The sequence below is a fragment of the Anaerobutyricum hallii DSM 3353 genome, from assembly GCF_000173975.1.
Taxonomy (GTDB): Bacteria; Bacillota; Clostridia; order Lachnospirales; family Lachnospiraceae; genus Anaerobutyricum; species Anaerobutyricum hallii.
The window spans coordinates 25,558-43,626 of the sequence record NZ_ACEP01000172.1 but is presented as its reverse complement, the minus strand read 5'-3'; the positions used below and the strand labels follow the sequence as shown (position 1 = coordinate 43,626).

The window sequence follows — 18,069 nt, the reverse complement described above, 5'->3', positions numbered from 1 at the left end:
AAGACAACCGTGGGACACACGGGGATAGCTCGCTTATGCTTAGCACAGTAGTGTTATCGAACGAGAACCAAACTTGCCGAGGTGGGGGAGGATGTCACGGTAAGTGGATATACAGTATATTTTTGGTCTAATGAAAATAATGAACCGATTCATGTTCATGTAACTAAGGGAAAACCAACACCGAATGCAACAAAAATATGGCTTACAAAATCAGGTGGATGTATTGTAGCCAGTAATGGAAGTAAAATTTCAAATAAAAATCAAAGATTAGGTATTACTTAATGAATTATATTTTACCAAAGTCAGCTCCCAAAGAAAGAAGATACCCTATATCTGTGACCTTAGAGCATGTTTGAAAAATCATTCCTACAACCTGCACGCCTCAATTTACGGTATATTTTGCCTTCATTCAGTTGACGTAGCCCGCTACGCCGCCCTCATTCAGGCGAAATCTCCCGCAAATTGCGACGCACATCTTACAGAAAGCATTTTTCAAACACGCTCTAGAGCGAACATTCAACCCGCAGTGATAGAGTCACAGATATAGGGTATCTTCTTTCTTTGAGTGCGTCTGTTTAGCTATTGAAATAAGCTATTAATCTAACAAATCATGTTTATAATATCTTCAATGACTTCTTTAATATCATTATAAGAATCCCATTTTTCAAACAGCATCTTATCAATCGTAGCAGAAGCAAACTTCGCTTTCGTTCGAAGCTCATTATCTTTGATACAGTCAAAATCTGCCGTATCCATATCACCACATACTCTGCTGAAGTTCACGCAGGCAGCGAACCCAAAGCATTCTCGTAAAATATCAAGTGCCAGGCTTTCTTTATAGCCATTTGTAATCTTATATTCAAGCTTCGCATCTTTTTCCCAGTATTCAAAGAAAAACTGAATATAGTAGGTATACAGCATCTCGATAAGAGAGATGAGGTAAGCGACATAGTTCTTCCGGTGGGTTTCCGTATCAAATGGACGGAACGCTGCGGAGCAGGCCTGGGAAATAATATTGGCGATGATGAATCCGAGGTCATAAGAGAATGGTGCGCCGAAAGTATATTCCATATCAATAACTTTCAAATGTGTATCATCTGCAAAGATATTAGAGGTATGGAAATCGCCATGAATCAGTGTTTCTGACTTGCTCATAAAGAGGTGACGCAGTTTATATCTCTGGAATTCAAGGTTTGGGTCAAAACGAATCGACTTGCAGTATTCTTCAAATTCCGGGCCGCAGGCCGCATCGTAATGGTCGGAGCCAAAAATATGAAGGAAAATACCGTCCTCCATAACAACACGCAGTTCTGCATTCATGAAATGAGCGAGCAGCTTGCGGTATTCTTCTGTTGGAAGATAGAATTCTGAAGTATAAAAATGTGTGGCAGCAAGATATTGTGCGCCCTGTTTTGCCAGTTCCGGGAAAAGATGATTTTTATTCATCTGGAAGCGGATTAACTTCAGGTTTGATACATCTTCCATAATAAATACATTATTCTCCGGGTCACCAAGATACAGCGCCGGAACGTACTGAGGAACGATCTTTGCACGAAGTTCCATGATTTCATACTCGAAGCGGTTACGAGTAGGGGTTAGGGCGCGCCCACGGCGCTTTAAGTGCTCCGTAGACTGCTTTACAATATAAGAATATCCATCGGCATCACTGACACGGAAAACGTAGTTACAATAACCGTCACCTTCCACGTCTTCACCGAGGTCGCCTTCTCCAATCATAGAAACTTTAACCGGCTCTTTTAACTGCAGGGAAGGCACATGCTCTTTTATGTAAGAAAGAATATTTTCCTTTGTAAGAATAATCATAATGTGCCTCCCTTTTATAATTTCAAATCTTTAATATTTCTACAGTAGATTTCTTCTATAGTAAGGATATCCTGGATAAATTCATCAATAGAATTATAAGATTCCCATTTTACAAGCATTTCCCTGTTTAAAATGATAGAGAAACATTTAGCATTGTGACGCTGTACATAATCGTCAATATCATCGTAATCCGGATATGGAATAAGATCGCAGATACGACCAAGCATTGCACTTGCAGCGAATCCAATAAATTCACGAAGTGTAGTCAGGCAGAAGTCTTCTGCAAGACCAGGAATGTTATGGTATTCGACTTTGGAATCTTCTTTGCAGTACTGTGTGAAATATTCACAATACTTCACATAGGTTTCACGAATCATAAACAGACAGTATGCTTTAAATTCCTTACGAGCTTCTTCTGTCTCAAATGGACGGAAAGCAGCGGCAGCATACTGTGCAATAAAGTTCGCGGTAAAATATCCCATATCATAAGCAAATGGTCCGAAGAACGCATATTCCATATCAATAACCTTTGCCTCAGTCTGGCTGGCAAAAATATTGGAGGTATGCAGGTCACAGTGAATCAGACATTCGCCCTTAGACATAAAAAGATGTCTCAGTTTCTGTCTTGCTAAGAGAACAGCAGGGTCTGCACAGATTCTCTTGGAAAATGTAACAAATTCCGGATCAAGAGGTCGTCCAACCGTATCTTCTGGTGTAACACTTGTGAGGAACATACCAACTTCCATAATCTTTCGCATAGTTGTATTCATGAAATGAACACTCAGATCACGAAAACGTTTTGTATCTAAATAATATTCAGAAGTGTAAAACTGTGTTGCTGCCATATATCTTGCAATCTGGTCTGCAAGCTTTGGATAAGTAACACCCTTTAAAAGCTGGAAGCGGGAGATTCGAAGATAGGAAACATCTTCTGTAATAAATACACGATTCTCCTCATCACAGTCATATAACTTCGGAATCAGGTCCGGTACAATCGCAGCACAGATCTTCATAGCATCGTATTCTAACTTATAGCGGTTTAAATCCAAAGTAAAACTGCCCTTAGAACGAGATTCCAGAGTAGACTGCTTTACAATCAGATGATGCACTCCATCAGAAACACGATAGACAAAGTTAATAAAACCATCTCCATCTTCTTCTACAGTACCTTCTCCAATTGCAGAAACCTTAATATCTCCATCAGGATTAAAAAAATCGAGCCTTGACTTCACATAATCAACGACATTCTCCTTTGATAGTGTAATCAAGCCTACCACCTCCTGTTCTAATCAAAATAATCATCGGCATAGCGGCCTTTATTCTCTTCCCTGTACTTATTCACCATATCGTGGAATCCCTGAGACAAAGCCTCCACACCTTCTCCGGTATAGGAACTCACCTCAAAAATAGTCGTACATCCGGCAAGCTCCAGATAGGAACGAGCCTGCTTTGGATTTGAATCGTCTTTGTCAATCTTTGTGATAACACCGACAACCGGCTTCTCAAACTTACTTGTAAGCCCGCCAGAAAACCAGCAATCCTCACTACTGGAATCCTGCACCAGCCCGATAATATCCGCATCGTGGGAAGTAATGGTTAAAGAACCCCAGTATCCCCTCTGCTGCATATATTCACCCGGTGTGTCAATAAAATTGCCAATATACTCCACTGCCTGCGTCTTATCATACTTAATCTCCTCATCAATAAGACGCTGAATTAGCGTAGTCTTACCCGCTGCCGACGGACCAATCAACATAATTTTCATAAAAAAATAATCTCCAAACTAAAGTGTATCTAAATCAAGTCTTCGTAATAGAAACCGTATCAAAACCAAGCTTATTATAAAAAGTAGTAATAACACTGTTAAGCGCAGACTCCACATTAGAAGTAGAACCTACAATAATAACAGAACCGGAAAAACGGTCTACAAAACCTAACTTAATAGAAGCCGCCTTCGTACAAATATCTGCCGCAATAATTGTTGCCTCAGAAGGAGTGATTGTCAAAATACCGATCGCATCATGATAATCATCCGGCAGACCAAGCTTCTTATAAACAGAAGCCTTTGGACGGGTTACCATATGAGCAAGCGTAATCTGCTTACCCGGAACATACTCCTGAATAATACGGGACTTATCATCTGAATTAACCCCGTTATTGATCATATCCTTCGTCATGGATTCCTCCTTTCGTTATCCATCAATCTGTCTTTTGTAAAGTGCACTATCCAGAAAAAACTTTCTATGTTAGTTGATTAAAAATCAATGAGACAATACACTAATTTATTTCAGTAATCCATCTCAGCAGTTCATTTCACAGCTAAAAAGTAGCCACAGAGAACAAGATTTGTCATATTAATGCAAATAAATGTAAAAAGCAGACCAATGCACACACTAATCCATCATGATTTATGCTATATGTGTATATTATATAAAAATGTGCCCTTAATGTAAATGTAACTCCGTCATAAATTACAAGTATTCTTTTGTGATTTTACAAGAGGGAAAGAAACAGATAATTACTATTTAATTCATTAAGCAACTAACAGACGAAGCCCGCTATGCCGCCTTCATTCAGGCGAAATCTCCCACAAATTGTAACGCACATCTTGCAGAAAGCCTTTTTCAAACACGCTCTAGTTATATGAATCAAAATTTTTGCATATAATATACAATGAAGAAATTAGCTTTATACATCCTTTTCATCTTTGGTGCGCTTCTCATCCCCACCATCGCAACCATTCTCATCTCCGGGAATATGGGTGTTGCGGATATAAAAATGGGAATTACTGTTGAGATGAAAAATGGAGAAAAGATGGACGGAGAACAATTTGTCATCGGTATGGCTGCTTCCGAGTTATCCTACATAAAAGAGGAGGAAGCATTGAAAGCGTGGATGATTGTTTGCAGAACAAATTTTGTGAAGGCAGCTTCCGGTGAAAGTAATAGTAAAAAAGTAGGTAGTGAAACAGATATGACAGTTGCACAAAAAACGAGAAATATAGCAAATGCAGCAAGTACACAAAATTCAGGTAATACAACAAATGTAGTCGGTATACAAAATTCAAATAATGTAAAAGACGTACAAAGCACAGAAATCATAAACAGGAAATATCAGAATATCAGACAAGAAAATCTAAATCTCGATTACATTTCCATGAAAGAATTAGAAGAGAATAATGGGCGGAAAGCGTATTTGGAAATAAAGAAAAAACTCGAGGATGCTTCCGATGCAACTTTTGGACAGGTGCTTACTTACGAGAATAAATATGCCGATGCACTTTATCATGAGGTTAGCATTGGAAAAACAGTTTCTTCAGAAGAAATGTACTCCGTAGCCGTACCATATTTGATCAGTGTGGACAGCAGTCAGGATGTAGAATCACCAGATTACATGGATGTGAAGGTTCTTCCTTATGATGAGGTGCTGCAAAAACTTACAAAAGCAGACAAGAGCGGAAATCTTGCAAAAACAGATAAAAGCCAGAATATAAAAATATTAAAAAGCAGCCTGAAAATCACAAAACATACCGAGAATGGATTCGTACAGGAAATTACAGCAAAGGATAATAAGTGGACAGGAGAAGAATGGAAGAAAATCTTTGCCCTGAATTCCACCAACTTCTATTTAGAAAACTATAACGGGAAACTCCGCATGGTCACCGTCGGAAAAGGTCACGATATGGGAATGAGCCTTTACGGGGCAAATGCGTTGGCGGAGAAACAGATTACGGCAGCAACGATATTATCGTATTACTATCCTGGAACGAAGGTTGTAACTCCTGATTTGCCGCAGGCAAAATAGACGCCCTCTGGGAATGAAAATAATCCTTATTTGTGACTTTAGTCGCGGCGGTTTGAATACTCGCTTATACACGCTCGTATCCAAACCTTGCTCCGAGGCCACAAATAAGGATTATTTCATTCCCAGAGGGCTGTGTTTTGGCTAACTATGCAAACTCAGAATTTATTTTGAGAAAGATTTGAGGGAGATTTATCTTCAGGAGTTCATCTGATTTGCAGCCTCACAAATCAGGATTTTTTGAATAAATATATTTACAAATAAAGAAAAATATGGTAATATATAAATATAAATAACCATTAGGTATATAAGAGGGAAAGGATGGTGTCGAATTGCCTGTTAGAAATCAAGTGAAACCAGACACTATACTAAAGACTTTCTGGAAGAATAATCAGCGTTAAAAAAGGATGACCGTCTGCATCCGGTAATAAGTTTATGTATATACTATGGAGAAAAAGAATGGGACGGACCATTTAATTTACTAGATATGCTGGTAATACCAGAATATTTAAAGCCGTTAGTATCTGATTATAGAATGAATCTGATACAGGTAAGACAAAGCGAAAGTCTCTGTTTTCGAAATCAGGATATCAGCATAGTATTTGATATGATACGTTCTATTTATAATAAAGATTATGAAACATTTCACGAAATGTATAAAGATAAAACAATGTCAACAGAATTAGGATTGGGTCGCAATGGTTCGTCTATTCATTGCCTCAGCAAAATTCCATGTATAAATTTCATTTTTCTGGTAAAGACTATACCCAGAGGTGATGAAATGAAAAGACCAAATAACTTATTCCAAAAAAAATATATTTCAAGTTTGGTGATTGCAGCTTTTTTAATCTTATCAGTGCTTACTGCCTACAATATTAAAATAGGCAATGCCGATGGGGGCAAGTCTGATAACAAGACAAAGACAGAAACAACAGAGAAAAGTAACGATGTAATTGGTCCAGTGTCCGGGAATGATACAGGTTCAGCAACAAATTCAGCGGATTCCGCAGCGAATAATGATATGGATGTGGAGCCGGGAGCAGAAGGCCAGAACGGGACTGATACATTAGACAGCAATGCAGAGGATAACGGTGAAGGAACAAAATACAGTAATAATTCAGGGCGAAACAGTTCTTCAGAACAGGATGACGCAGATACAAAAGATGAAAATAATACGAAAAATAATATAAGTGGAACAAAAGAAAATGCAGGAAATAACGCAGAGAACAGTGGAGCAAGTGGTGATTCGGTATACAATTATAACGGAAAGAAAAAGTTAACCTGGCCGGTAATGGGCAATATTATTCTCCCTTACAGTATGGATGCGACAGTGTATTATACAACACTTGATCAGTATGCCTGCAATGATGGAATTATTGTTGGAGCAAAGGTTGGAGAGGAAGTAGTCTCTCCGGCGAATGGAAGAGTTGTCAATATTGAAGATACCGACCGTTATGGCAAAGTGGTAACGATTTTACTTGGGAATTACTATAAGGCATATTGTGGACAACTGGACAATGTTGACTATGAGATTGGGGATGACATTCAGGAAGGCGATGTTCTTGGAACAGTTGCAGAGCCAACAAAGTCTTTTGTATTAGAAGGACCGAATGTATTTTTTAAGATGACGTATAAAGATAAGACAGTGAATCCAGTGAAATATCTTCGAGTATAAGGAACGTCCGATTTCCCATTGCATATAGTAATATGAATAACTATTCAGAAGAAAAATGATTTTAGGAAAATCACTTCTGAATAGTTGTGAAGATAAGGAATTTGCAAAAATGAGTCTTATAAAAATACAGCCGGAATTTTCTAACATGTATCTTTCTCGTTTTTTATATGTTGATAACTAACTTTGTGTTTTTGCTATTTTTACGATATTGTATGATTTACTGATTGTTCCGGCTGATGAAAATAGGGGAGTTTACGAGAGTGAGCTCCCCAAAAAGAAAGTACAGATAGGAAAAAATGTGTTATACTAAATCACAAAATTCATTATGTCAAGAGGTAGTAGCAAAAGATAATAGGATATTTTGGGGTAAAGAATCAAATAATAAAGTGCTTGCGATAAAAAGTAGTGGCAGGAAATAATAAAAAGTTTGAATTGATAAACTGTAGAAGAAAATCATAAAAAAGGCAGAAGGATAAAACAATAGAAAAGTAAAAAAGAAAACAATAGAAAAGCGATAATTGGTAAAAGATAATGAAAGAAACTGACAAACAAAACCAACATCAAGGAAACTATACATACATTGTAAAATGCAGTGATGAAACTCTGTATACTGGCTGGACGAATAATCTTAAGAAAAGGCTGGAGGCACATAACAGCGGGAAAGGTGCCAAGTATACGAAGAACCGCCGCCCGGTGGAGCTGGTGTATTTTGAGGAGTATGACACGAAGCAGGAAGCGATGAAAAGGGAGTATGCGATTAAGCAGCTTTCCAGACAAAAGAAGCTCGCTCTTATTCATAGCCACCAGAGTATTTTTTAAAGATACTTTGGGAGATAGCTGTGAATGAAGCGAGCTTTTTCTAAATCTTTATTGATTTAATCATATAAAGTGTGTTATAAGTTATCTTGAGGTCAGATAACTATATGGACGATAGCCTTTTATATGATATAAATTAATAGTCATGTAGCCTGTTATCAATAACTGAAAAAATGTAGCAGCAACCCTACATCAAATAAGCATACATAAAGATGAAATGGCAAATGCTTCCGCCCATAACGAACAGGTGGAAAATCTCGTGGCTGCCGAAGTCCTTTGGAAGCTTATCAAAAATCGGAAGCTTTAATCCGTAGATAATACCGCCGACAGTGTAAATGATGCCTCCGGCAAGGAGCCATGCAAATGCACTGGCTGGCAGACTGGCAAGGAGTGGCTTGAAGACAAGTACACATGTCCAGCCCATTCCGATATAGATGATAGAGCTTACCCAGTGTGGGCAGTTAATAAAGAATATCTTTATGATAATGCCGATGATTGCAGTAGCCCATACAAGGACAAGCAGCGGAATTCCCTGCTTTCTATCGAGTGCCAGTAAGCAAACTGGTGTGTAGGAACCGGCAATCAGCACGAAAATCATGGAATGATCGATTCTTCGGAAGAAAAGATTTACCTTTTTTGAAATATCCAAAGAATGGTAAAGGGTGCTTGCTCCGTAAAGAAGAATCATGCTGCTGATAAATACACTCATGGCAAAAACAACGATGGAATTATTCGTGTGTACTGCTTTGCCGATAAGTGGAAAAGCACAGATAACTGCACCGATCATAGCGATTAAATGAGTAATGGCACTGCCGGGATCTTTAAACTTTTTACTTGTTTTGTTCATAATGATAACCTCCTGTCATAGAATATGCATTTCTGGAATTTTTCTTGCAAAAAAGAATACAGAAAGATTCTGAGAATACATAAATGGATAAGTGAAAATAATTTTTCTTATCCTGAATGGAATTGCAGCTTTTCAAAACATTGCATTCACACGATTTGAAAGGTTGTATATCCGGTTAAAAAATTAAAATCCATATAAATGTCATACAACGTAGTTTTAAAAACCATGTATCATTAATATGAATATTATCACAAGGGGTTCGCAATTTCAAGAGGGGTTTTTGAGAAAAAAATACGAACAAGAGAATTTAGGCGAATAAATTAGAATTTAAGAGAAACAAAGAGTAAATAAACAAAAAGTAATAAATATTGACAGGGATGCGCTCAAAAGTTTTATTAAAAATAATGTAGATATATAGAAGACAAAACTGATATGTTTAAAGGATAATTGAAAAATAGCTACAAAGAGTAAATAAAGTTAATATAAAACAAAGACAAAAGAAAGAAGAAGAGGATTTACCATGCGAATTGGAATGGCTCAGATGGACATAAGCTGGGAAAATATTGAAGATAATAAGGAGAAAGTAGAACAATTTTTTAAGAAAGCCGAGGAGAATCAGGTAGACTGTCTTGTTTTTCCGGAAATGACGCTGACGGGTTTTTCAATGAATGTGGAAGAGACAGGAGAAAAATCCGAAAATCAGAAACATTTTTTTGAGGAAATGAGTAAAAAATATAAGATATTGACTGTTTTTGGATATACAGAACCGGTGCCGGAGGAACGTTTGAAAGAACATCCGAACTGGAATCATTACTATAATCGTTTAGGAATCGCAGAGAATGGAGAGTTAAAGTTAAATTATGCGAAGATTCATCCATTTTCTTATGGATTTGAGGGGGAGTACTATCAGGGTGGCAGAAAGTTAAAGTCTGTGGAATGGAAAGGAACAACGCTTGGAGCGTTTGTCTGCTATGATTTGCGGTTTCCAGAGATTTTCCAGATTAGTTCAGAAAAGAGTGAGATTATTTTTGTGATAGCGAATTGGCCAAAGTCAAGAATCGACCAGTGGGATACGCTCCTTAAAGCAAGGGCGATTGAAAATCAGGTATTTATGGTTGGCGTAAACCGAACAGGAGAGGGGGATGGCCTGCATTATAACGGCCATTCGGCTATTTACTCTCCAAATGGGGAGGCGGTGACAACAATCCGAGAAGAAGAATGTTTGCTGATTGGAGACATAAATCCAGAAGAAATCAAAGAAATGCGCAAAACATTTCCTATGAAGAATGACAGAAGGGAAGAACTTTACATTAAAATGTGGGAAAATGCACCGCATCAATAAAAAATGTGGAAAAGTGCTGTACTTTAGAAGAAAAAAGGCGGTAATTTTCTATTTGACGGCTATTTTTACCTGTGCTATGATAAATAAGAAGAAAATGTAGATAACAGTTAAAGACAAGAGTGCCGTTAACTTAGCTCTATTTCCTGTTGGATGATAGAGCTTTTTTTTTGCAATAGGAAGTTTATAAATTTTTTATAATTCAGATTCAATTATATAAAAATTATGGTTTAAATGCATGGGAGTATAGTTGCAGTTTTATAAAAAATTTAAAATTTTTATTGCATCCTTAAAAATAGAAAGAGAGACATTACATGGAGACAGTAAAATTTACAGAACTTGATATAAAACCGGAAATTTTAAAAGCGGTTGCTAACATGGGATTTGAGGCAATGTCCCCAATCCAGGCAAAAGCGATTCCGGTAGAACTTTCTGGAAAGGACGTAATTGGACAGGCGCAGACAGGAACAGGTAAGACTGCAGCGTTTGGTATTCCTATTTTACAGAAAGTGGATCCTAAGCTTAAGAAACCACAGGCAATTGTTCTCTGTCCTACAAGAGAGCTGGCTATTCAGGTTGCTGATGAGATTCGTAAGCTTGCAAAATATATGTCATCCGTAAAGATTCTTCCAATTTATGGCGGACAGGAGATTTCCAAACAGATTCGTTCCTTAAAGGCTGGCGTACAGATTATTATTGGAACACCGGGACGTATGATGGACCACATGAGAAGAAAGACTGTGAAGTTTGACAATATTCATACAGTTGTATTAGACGAGGCAGATGAGATGCTCGATATGGGATTCCGTGAGGACATCGAGACAATCTTAAATGGTGTGCCGGAAGAAAGACAGACAATGCTTTTCTCCGCAACAATGCCAAAGCCAATCATGGAGCTTGCAAGAGCATACCAGCAGAATCCAGAGATTATCAAAGTGATCAGAAAGGAACTGACCGTTCCCAATATCACACAGTACTACTATGAAGTCCGTCCAAAGAACAAGAGCGAAGTATTATCAAGACTTCTTGATATTTACGATCCAAAGCTGTCTGTAGTATTCTGTAATACAAAGAAGGGTGTAGACGAGTTAGTTGCAGACCTTAAGGGAAGAGGATATTTCGCAGAAGGGCTTCACGGCGATATGAAGCAGACCATGCGTGACCGCGTTATGCACCGTTTCAGAAGCGGCAAGACAGATATCCTCGTAGCGACAGACGTAGCTGCCAGAGGTATTGACGTAGACGATGTAGATGCCGTATTTAACTACGATCTTCCACAGGATGAAGAATACTATGTACATCGTATTGGAAGAACTGGACGTGCCGGAAGAACTGGTATGGCATTCAGTTTCGTTGTAGGAAGAGAAGTTTACAAGTTAAAAGACATCCGCCGTTACTGCAAGGCAAAGATCAAGGCACAGCCAATTCCATCTCTTAACGATGTAACAGAGACAAGAGTAGAGAAAATTTTTGATCGTATTGACCACTATATCGAAGACCAGAACTTAAACAAATACATTGACATGGTAGAAGAATTTGTAAATGAGAAAGACTACACAGCAATGGACGTTGCCGCAGCTTTCCTTGCAGAGATTCTTGGAACTGCAGACGGCAAAGACGCTGGAAGTAATAAAGAAGACTTTGGAGATACCGGTGCAGAAGAAGGAATGGTTCGTCTGTTTATCAACATCGGAAAGAAACAGGGAATCCGTCCAGGTGATATCTTAGGTGCGATTGCTGGAGAATCCGGAATTTCAGGTAATTTAGTAGGAACAATTGACTTGTACGATAAATATACTTTTGTAGAAGTACCACGTGAAGTTGCATCTGATGTATTAGAAGCAATGAAAAACGTAAAGATTAAAGGTAAATCAATTAACGTAGAACCGGCAAATAGAAAGTAAAAAACAAAGATTCAAAGTCTGTTCGTGAGAGTGCAATTAAGATATTCATTTTTATGAATACTTTCGGTATTGTAAGTTTTGGCGATATAGCTCATAAAGTATACTTGGAAAATTTGCTTTTGCGAATAGAAATTTGAATTATTATAATAAATGTGTAAGTAGACAGAAATGAAAAAACAAACAGCAGAGGGGTAGTTATTATGGAGATGGTTCAAAATCTAATACGAAATCTTTCCGCAGCAGAGAAATTGCAATTTTACAGCTATCATACGAAACCAGTATTGAATTTCCAGGCGTTATTTACAGATGGAAGCAGCAACTATATGAATCCAGTCGAGCCAAAGACAGGAGACGAAGTTACTGTTCGTTTCCGTACCGCAAGAGAGAATGCAGAGCATGTATTCTTGTGTGTAAATGGTGAGAAAAAGGAGATGCAGATTGCTTCTAAAACAGAGCGATTCGATTTCTATGAGAGCAGCTTTTTTATGGGGACAGAGATAGCGGATTACTATTTTGAGATTCATTCCGGAGGTACCTGCTGTTATTTCAACAAGAAAGGCCCTGCAAGAGATTTAGAGCCTTTCTTTAATTACAAAGTCACACCGGGATTTTCTACACCAGACTGGGCGAAAGGTGCGATTTTCTATCAGATTTATGTAGATAGATTTGCCAATGGTGATACGTCTAACGATGTTTTAAACAGAGAGTATATTTATATCAATCAGCCATCGAAAAAGATAGATGACTGGTATCGCTACCCGGAAGAAATGGATGTGCGCAACTTCTACGGTGGAGACTTGCAGGGTGTTCTTGACCATCTGGATTATTTAAAAGGACTCGGAGTCGATGTCATTTATTTAAATCCAATCTTTGTGTCACCATCCAATCATAAATATGATATTCAAGATTACGATTATATTGACCCTCATTATGGAAAAATTGTTGTGGACGAGGGAAATACACTTCCAGACTGGGAAAATAATAACATGAACGCAAGTAAATATATTTCCCGTGTCACAGACAAACGCAATCTTGAGGCAAGTAACGAGTTTTTCATTCATTTCGTAGAAGAAGTGCATAAAAAAGGGATGCGAGTTATCCTTGACGGTGTATTTAATCACTGCGGTTCCTTTAATAAATGGATGGACGCAGAACGTATCTATGAGAATCAATATGGCTATGAAAAAGGTGCATTTGTCGATGCAAACAGCCCATACCGCCATTTCTTTAAATTCTATAATCAGAATGCGTGGCCGTATAACGATGACTACGATGGCTGGTGGGGACACAAAACCCTGCCAAAATTGAACTATGAGGAATCCAGACAGCTTTATGACTATATTTTAAATGTAGGAAGAAAATGGGTTTCCCCTCCGTATAATGCGGATGGATGGCGTCTTGACGTAGCGGCAGACTTAGGACAGAGCGAGGACTTCAATCACCAGTTCTGGAGAGACTTCAGAACGGCAGTAAAAGAAGCCAATCCTGAAGCTATCATTTTAGCAGAGCATTATGAAGATGCCGGTTCCTGGCTTATGGGTGACCAGTGGGATACCATTATGAACTACAGTGCATTTATGGAACCAGTTACCTGGTTTTTAACCGGAATGGAAAAGCATAGCGATGAACGGCGGGGAGATCTTCTTGGTAATACGCAGGCATTTGTAGATGCAATGGTATATCATATGTCAAGATTCCAGTATCCGTCACTCATGGTTTCCATGAATGAGCTTTCTAACCACGACCATTCCCGTTTCTTAACAAGAACGAACCAGACTGTGGGACGTACTGCAAGTATGGGAGCGGAAGCCGCCAACCAGAATGTTAACAAAGGTATTATGCGTGCTGCTGTCATGATTCAGATGACCTGGCCGGGTGCGCCAACCCTTTACTACGGTGATGAAGCTGGACTGTGCGGCTGGACTGACCCGGATAACCGAAGAACCTATCCGTGGGGAAGAGAAGACCAGAATCTCATTCAGTACCACAGAGATATTATCGCCATCCATAAGGAAGAAGAAGCTTTAATGAAAGGCTCCCTCAAATATCTTTATGGCGGCTTCAAAGTTCTCGGTTACGGACGTTTCACCGACACCGAGAAAATGGTTGTCTTAATCAACTCTGGTTTTGACGAAGCAAGAGTCAAAGTCTCCGTATGGGAGGTTGGAGTTACAGATGACGAAGAGATGGTAGAAGTCATCATGAGTAATGAGGAAGGATACACAATGGAGAAGAAAGTACATCCCGTAACATCGGGAGTGCTGGATATCACACTGCCTAGAGTATCGGCGATTCTTCTTAAAGCAGTAGAGATAGAAAAATAGTAATTTGTCGGGGTGAGTAAACAGACGAAGTGTGAGAATCCAATCCTCTATATTTGTGATTTTCGTCGCTACGAGAAGTAGTATTCTAAGAAAAGGTCGGTATTAAAGTTATTGATTTTGACTCAGTTGTACAAAACACAAAGTCATCAAAATCAATAATTTTAATACCGGCCTTTTCTAACATTTTATTATAGTCTCGTAGCTCCCAGACCACAAATATAGAGGATTGGATTCTCACACTTCTGTTTCTTGGCTGCCCGAGCAAATTTGTGGAAAGATTTGTGGGAGAAGACAGGAGAATAAAGCTATCTGGGAAACTAAATTTCAAAGAATTGACACAGAAATCCATAAGAAAAAATATTATTTTTACATATTAAAACAATAATATAAGTATCGAACTCTTATGACTCAACTTTTTAAAAAGCCATAATCTTCTGGCGATTCTCCAGATCACCCCAACGTGAAATAGTAATTCCATCTCCAGCCAAAACACAGCTCCCAAAGAGAGCAGGTATCCTATATTTGTGGCCTTAGAACGAGGATTGAATGCGAGCGCGGAGGCGAACATTCAACCCGCAAGTGATAGAGTCACAAATATAGGATACCTGCTCTCTTTGGGAGCGTCTTCTTGCCTGTGGCAATTATTATTTCACTGGCAAATTACTATTTCCACGTCATTTGCAATTGCCTTTTCTGTGCTACGCAATCAGCGAGATATAAGTTGATTAATGTTTGATAAGGAATCCCTGACTGCTTGGATTGTTCTTTGAAATAATCTATTGTGTCCACATCAATATTAATAGTAATCTGTTGTTTTAACTTCTTAGCATATGGATTCTTTCTGGCTTTTGTAAAATCATATTCATCTTTCATAATACATTCCTCCATTAAAATAGATTCTTATTATAAGATATAGTTTCTCTTACAGTAGCTTTTCTTGCAGATATAATGCGTATAATTGTATCGGATTCTCTATAGCAGTGACAGACAACCAGAAGATTAGCCTTTTTGCTAAGACCTAAAATTATGAAACGTTCCTCCTCTAATGAATGTTCTGGATCGTCAATGATTAAAGCTTCCTCATCAAAAAATACGCTTTGTGCTTCTTCGAATGATATCTTATGTTTTTTCTGATTAATTTTATTCTTGTTGTCGTTCCATTGAAATTTGATATCACTCATAATTATATTATAATTATAAAGTAATAAAATGTCAATACAATTAAATTCTTGCTTTTCAGTTTTTCCTTATCTAGTTTCTTAAGTAGCCATAAACTTCTGGTGTCTCCTCAAATCCTCCAACATTAAATTTTCATTTTGCTTTAGTAGCCATAGCCAGCATCCCAAGAGAGCCGATACCCTATATTTGTGGCCTTAGAACGAGATTGAATGTGAGCATATAAGCGAACATTCAACCCGCAGCGATAGAGTCAAAAATATAGGGTATCGGCTCTCTTAGGGTGCGTCTGTTCTGCAAACAAATCAAAATTTAATCAAAAACCTCTTGATTTTTGAAACAAGATGGTATATAATACGATATTGTCAGGCGCAGTAATGCGACTTGAATGGGTGGATTCCCGAGTGGCCAAAGGGGACAGACTGTAAATCTGCTGCAAATTGCTTCGGTGGTTCGAATCCACCTCCGCCCATTCACTTGAGTAACATCAGGTGTAAGAAGTTACCGGAACGACCGGTTTTTTCTTTGCCGGCGTGGCGGAACTGGCAGACGCACAGGACTTAAAATCCTGCGGGACTTATACTCCCGTATCGGTTCGATTCCGATCGCCGGCATTATGAGAAAGCAGATAAGGCATAGATTTTTCGAAGTCTATGCCTTTTTTGTTATTTAATTAGAAGATACACTATAGATGAAGCCAATAGAGTCTATGAGCTATATTTGTGATTTTATATGTAGAAAAATAGAGCGTGTTAAAGAAAATTTTTGTAATTAGCACATCCATTGAAAGTATTTTTAACATATTTAAAAAAAGAAAGAAGGTTACATATGGAAATAGAAATTTTAAGTATGCTTCAAAAAATAAGAACTCCATTATTGGACATATTTATGAGTAACATCACAAAACTTGGCAATGCAGGAATCGTATGGATTTTATTAACGATTGTGTTGCTGCTTATTCCGAAAACAAGAAAAAGTGGGTTGATTCTGGCATCAGCCTTAATCGTAGACCTGATTTTATGCAACGGAATATTAAAACCACTAATAGCAAGAATCCGCCCATTTGACGTAAACTCCGCCATTCAATTAATCGTAGCAAAACCACACGACTATTCCTTCCCATCCGGTCATACTGCCGCCTCATTTACAGCAGTAATGGCATTGTATCTTGCCGGAGAGAAAAAACTGTGGAAAATAGCATTAGTCCTTGCCGTTCTTATCGCATTTTCAAGGCTCTATTTATATGTTCACTATCCAACAGACGTATTAGGTGGAATCATAACTGGAGCTATTGCAGGTTACATAGGATACAAACTAACTTTTATTGTCCAGTCAAAGCACAGAAAGAAGCTGTAAATGGTTCTTCCCGATTACAGCTTTTTTCGTCTGTTTTTTTGAACAAAAAAGTTTCATAAGGAGGTAACAATGACACATTATCTTGAATATAGATTAGGCCCCACCGATGACGGAAAAGAGGTTCTTTTTCTGATGCAAAAGGTGCTGGGATTTACGACAAAAAAGGTTCGTTCTGTAAAACATGAGGAGTGGGGAATTCTGTTAAATGGGAAGAGAGTGACGGTTAGAGCGAGGGGAAAGGAAGGACAGCTCTTAAAAGTGATGCTTGAAGATTCGCAGGAAAAGCAGAACAAAATTGCATCTACAAAGATGAATCTCCATATTTTGTATGAAGATGAAGATTTGATTTTTGTGGATAAGCCGGCAGGAATTGTGTCGCATCCATCTAAGGGGCATTTGAGTGACAGTATGATTAATGGGGTGCAGGCGTATTTTGAGAATGAGGGACGGGAGAAGAACGAACGGAGTAATATTCATTTGATTGGACGTTTAGATAAAGAAACATCGGGAATTTTAGGAATAGCAAAAAACAGTGTGACAGCGGAGCGTATGATTAAACAAAGGCAGAGGGGTATTTTGATAAAAGAATATTATGCGTTGGTCAAAGGAAATCCTCCAGAAGAGGGAATTCTTGAAATTCCAATGGAAGAGATGCGGGATGCTCGTGATGGAGATAAGTTAAAAATGAAAGTGGGGAAGAGCGAAAATGCAAAAACAGCAAAAACATTTTTTCAAGTTGTGAAACGATTTGAAAAGTTCAGTCTGGTTTCTCTTGTAATTGAGACAGGAAGAACGCATCAGATTCGCTTCCATATGGCCTCGATTGGCTGTCCGCTTTTGGGAGATTCTTTTTATGGAGATGGTCCGGAACTTGGGATTTCAAGGACGGCATTGCATGCACAACAGTTGACGTTCACACATCCGTTCTGTGAAAAAGTAATGAGAATTGAGTCGGAAATGCCAAAAGATTTGTCTTTTCTTTTGCGTTAAAATATATTAGAATACTT

The 18,069-nt window shown here is 38.3% G+C and carries 18 protein-coding genes, 2 tRNA genes and 2 pseudogenes; 14 read left to right on the top strand and 8 right to left on the bottom strand.

All coding sequences use genetic code 11. The features are described 5' to 3' along the window. The first annotated feature begins 81 nt into the window (after positions 1–81). Both EUBHAL_RS14375 and EUBHAL_RS17070 read left to right on the top strand, forming a co-directional pair. Positions 82–282 (top strand): DUF4160 domain-containing protein, encoded by a 201-nt coding sequence (locus EUBHAL_RS14375; RefSeq protein ID WP_005351811.1) that lies wholly within the window; start codon positions 82–84, stop codon positions 280–282. A gap of 70 nt (positions 283–352) precedes the next feature. Beyond that, positions 353–451: pseudogene (locus tag EUBHAL_RS17070) on the top strand (DUF6783 domain-containing protein); the annotation flags it as partial. A 149-nt stretch (positions 452–600) separates the two neighbouring features. On the opposite strand, the gene EUBHAL_RS14370 reads toward EUBHAL_RS17070, so the two are convergent. The 5 genes from EUBHAL_RS14370 to EUBHAL_RS17065 form a co-directional block, all read right to left on the bottom strand. Beyond that, positions 601–1,824, bottom strand: coding sequence for a phosphotransferase (locus EUBHAL_RS14370; protein WP_005351808.1), 1,224 nt, complete (start codon positions 1,822–1,824; stop codon positions 601–603). A gap of 14 nt (positions 1,825–1,838) precedes the next feature. Beyond that, entirely contained in the window at positions 1,839–3,092 is a 1,254-nt protein-coding gene (locus EUBHAL_RS14365; RefSeq protein WP_044923817.1) for a phosphotransferase, read from the bottom strand. 17 nt (positions 3,093–3,109) lie between these two features. Next, on the bottom strand, positions 3,110–3,589 hold the full coding sequence (locus tag EUBHAL_RS14360; RefSeq protein ID WP_005351802.1) for a EutP/PduV family microcompartment system protein: 480 nt from the start codon (positions 3,587–3,589) through the stop codon (positions 3,110–3,112). Between the two features lie 34 nt (positions 3,590–3,623). Further along, positions 3,624–4,001, bottom strand: a complete 378-nt coding sequence (locus EUBHAL_RS14355; RefSeq protein ID WP_005351801.1) for a BMC domain-containing protein — start codon at positions 3,999–4,001, stop codon at positions 3,624–3,626. Positions 4,002–4,365: 364 nt separating this feature from the next. Beyond that, positions 4,366–4,419 (bottom strand): hypothetical protein, encoded by a 54-nt coding sequence (locus tag EUBHAL_RS17065; RefSeq protein ID WP_308806051.1) that lies wholly within the window; start codon positions 4,417–4,419, stop codon positions 4,366–4,368. On the opposite strand from EUBHAL_RS17065, the gene EUBHAL_RS17060 reads away from it, so the two are divergent. From EUBHAL_RS17060 to EUBHAL_RS14340, 5 genes and pseudogenes are all read left to right on the top strand, one after another. Beyond that, complete coding sequence (locus EUBHAL_RS17060; RefSeq protein WP_308806050.1) at positions 4,396–4,491, top strand: DUF6783 domain-containing protein; 96 nt, start codon at positions 4,396–4,398, stop codon at positions 4,489–4,491. The two genes, EUBHAL_RS17065 and EUBHAL_RS17060, sit on opposite strands and share 24 nt — an antisense overlap. 6 nt (positions 4,492–4,497) lie before the next feature. Further along, positions 4,498–5,628 carry a SpoIID/LytB domain-containing protein gene (locus tag EUBHAL_RS14350; RefSeq protein WP_005351799.1) on the top strand — a complete coding sequence of 377 codons (1,131 nt, stop codon included), beginning with the start codon at positions 4,498–4,500 and terminating at the stop codon, positions 5,626–5,628. Between the two features lie 409 nt (positions 5,629–6,037). Next, positions 6,038–6,271, top strand: a pseudogene (locus EUBHAL_RS16405) (Rpn family recombination-promoting nuclease/putative transposase); the annotation flags it as partial. 6 nt (positions 6,272–6,277) lie between these two features. Next, positions 6,278–7,300, top strand: coding sequence for a M23 family metallopeptidase (locus EUBHAL_RS16590; RefSeq protein WP_330360932.1), 1,023 nt, complete (start codon positions 6,278–6,280; stop codon positions 7,298–7,300). 531 nt (positions 7,301–7,831) lie between these two features. Next, entirely contained in the window at positions 7,832–8,119 is a 288-nt protein-coding gene (locus tag EUBHAL_RS14340) for a GIY-YIG nuclease family protein (protein WP_005351792.1), read from the top strand. 184 nt (positions 8,120–8,303) lie between these two features. On the opposite strand, the gene trhA is transcribed toward EUBHAL_RS14340, so the two are convergent. After that, positions 8,304–8,963: a PAQR family membrane homeostasis protein TrhA gene (gene trhA / locus EUBHAL_RS14335; protein WP_005351790.1), complete on the bottom strand. Its 660-nt coding sequence runs from the start codon at positions 8,961–8,963 to the stop codon at positions 8,304–8,306. 520 nt (positions 8,964–9,483) lie between these two features. Between trhA and EUBHAL_RS14330 the strand changes: the two genes are divergently transcribed. From EUBHAL_RS14330 to EUBHAL_RS14320, 3 genes are all read left to right on the top strand, one after another. Continuing rightward, positions 9,484–10,305 (top strand): carbon-nitrogen family hydrolase, encoded by an 822-nt coding sequence (locus EUBHAL_RS14330; RefSeq protein WP_005351787.1) that lies wholly within the window; start codon positions 9,484–9,486, stop codon positions 10,303–10,305. A 311-nt stretch (positions 10,306–10,616) separates the two neighbouring features. Next, positions 10,617–12,206, top strand: a complete 1,590-nt coding sequence (locus EUBHAL_RS14325) for a DEAD/DEAH box helicase (protein ID WP_005351785.1) — start codon at positions 10,617–10,619, stop codon at positions 12,204–12,206. Positions 12,207–12,406: 200 nt separating this feature from the next. Further along, entirely contained in the window at positions 12,407–14,530 is a 2,124-nt protein-coding gene (locus EUBHAL_RS14320) for a glycoside hydrolase family 13 protein (RefSeq protein ID WP_005351782.1), read from the top strand. Positions 14,531–15,193: 663 nt separating this feature from the next. Here the strand turns inward: EUBHAL_RS14320 and EUBHAL_RS14315 are convergent. Further along, positions 15,194–15,403, bottom strand: coding sequence for a BrnA antitoxin family protein (locus tag EUBHAL_RS14315; protein ID WP_022170346.1), 210 nt, complete (start codon positions 15,401–15,403; stop codon positions 15,194–15,196). Between the two features lie 14 nt (positions 15,404–15,417). After that, positions 15,418–15,711 carry a BrnT family toxin gene (locus EUBHAL_RS14310; protein ID WP_005351775.1) on the bottom strand — a complete coding sequence of 98 codons (294 nt, stop codon included), beginning with the start codon at positions 15,709–15,711 and terminating at the stop codon, positions 15,418–15,420. 385 nt (positions 15,712–16,096) lie between these two features. On the opposite strand from EUBHAL_RS14310, the gene EUBHAL_RS14305 reads away from it, so the two are divergent. The 4 genes from EUBHAL_RS14305 (at position 16,097) to EUBHAL_RS14290 (ending at position 18,052) form a co-directional block, all read left to right on the top strand. Then, positions 16,097–16,178: transfer RNA gene (locus EUBHAL_RS14305), tRNA-Tyr, on the top strand. Between the two features lie 55 nt (positions 16,179–16,233). After that, a tRNA-Leu gene (locus EUBHAL_RS14300) sits at positions 16,234–16,320 on the top strand. Between the two features lie 214 nt (positions 16,321–16,534). After that, complete coding sequence (locus EUBHAL_RS14295; RefSeq protein WP_005351772.1) at positions 16,535–17,062, top strand: phosphatase PAP2 family protein; 528 nt, start codon at positions 16,535–16,537, stop codon at positions 17,060–17,062. Between the two features lie 69 nt (positions 17,063–17,131). After that, positions 17,132–18,052: an RluA family pseudouridine synthase gene (locus tag EUBHAL_RS14290; RefSeq protein ID WP_005351769.1), complete on the top strand. Its 921-nt coding sequence runs from the start codon at positions 17,132–17,134 to the stop codon at positions 18,050–18,052. Positions 18,053–18,069 lie beyond the last annotated feature (17 nt).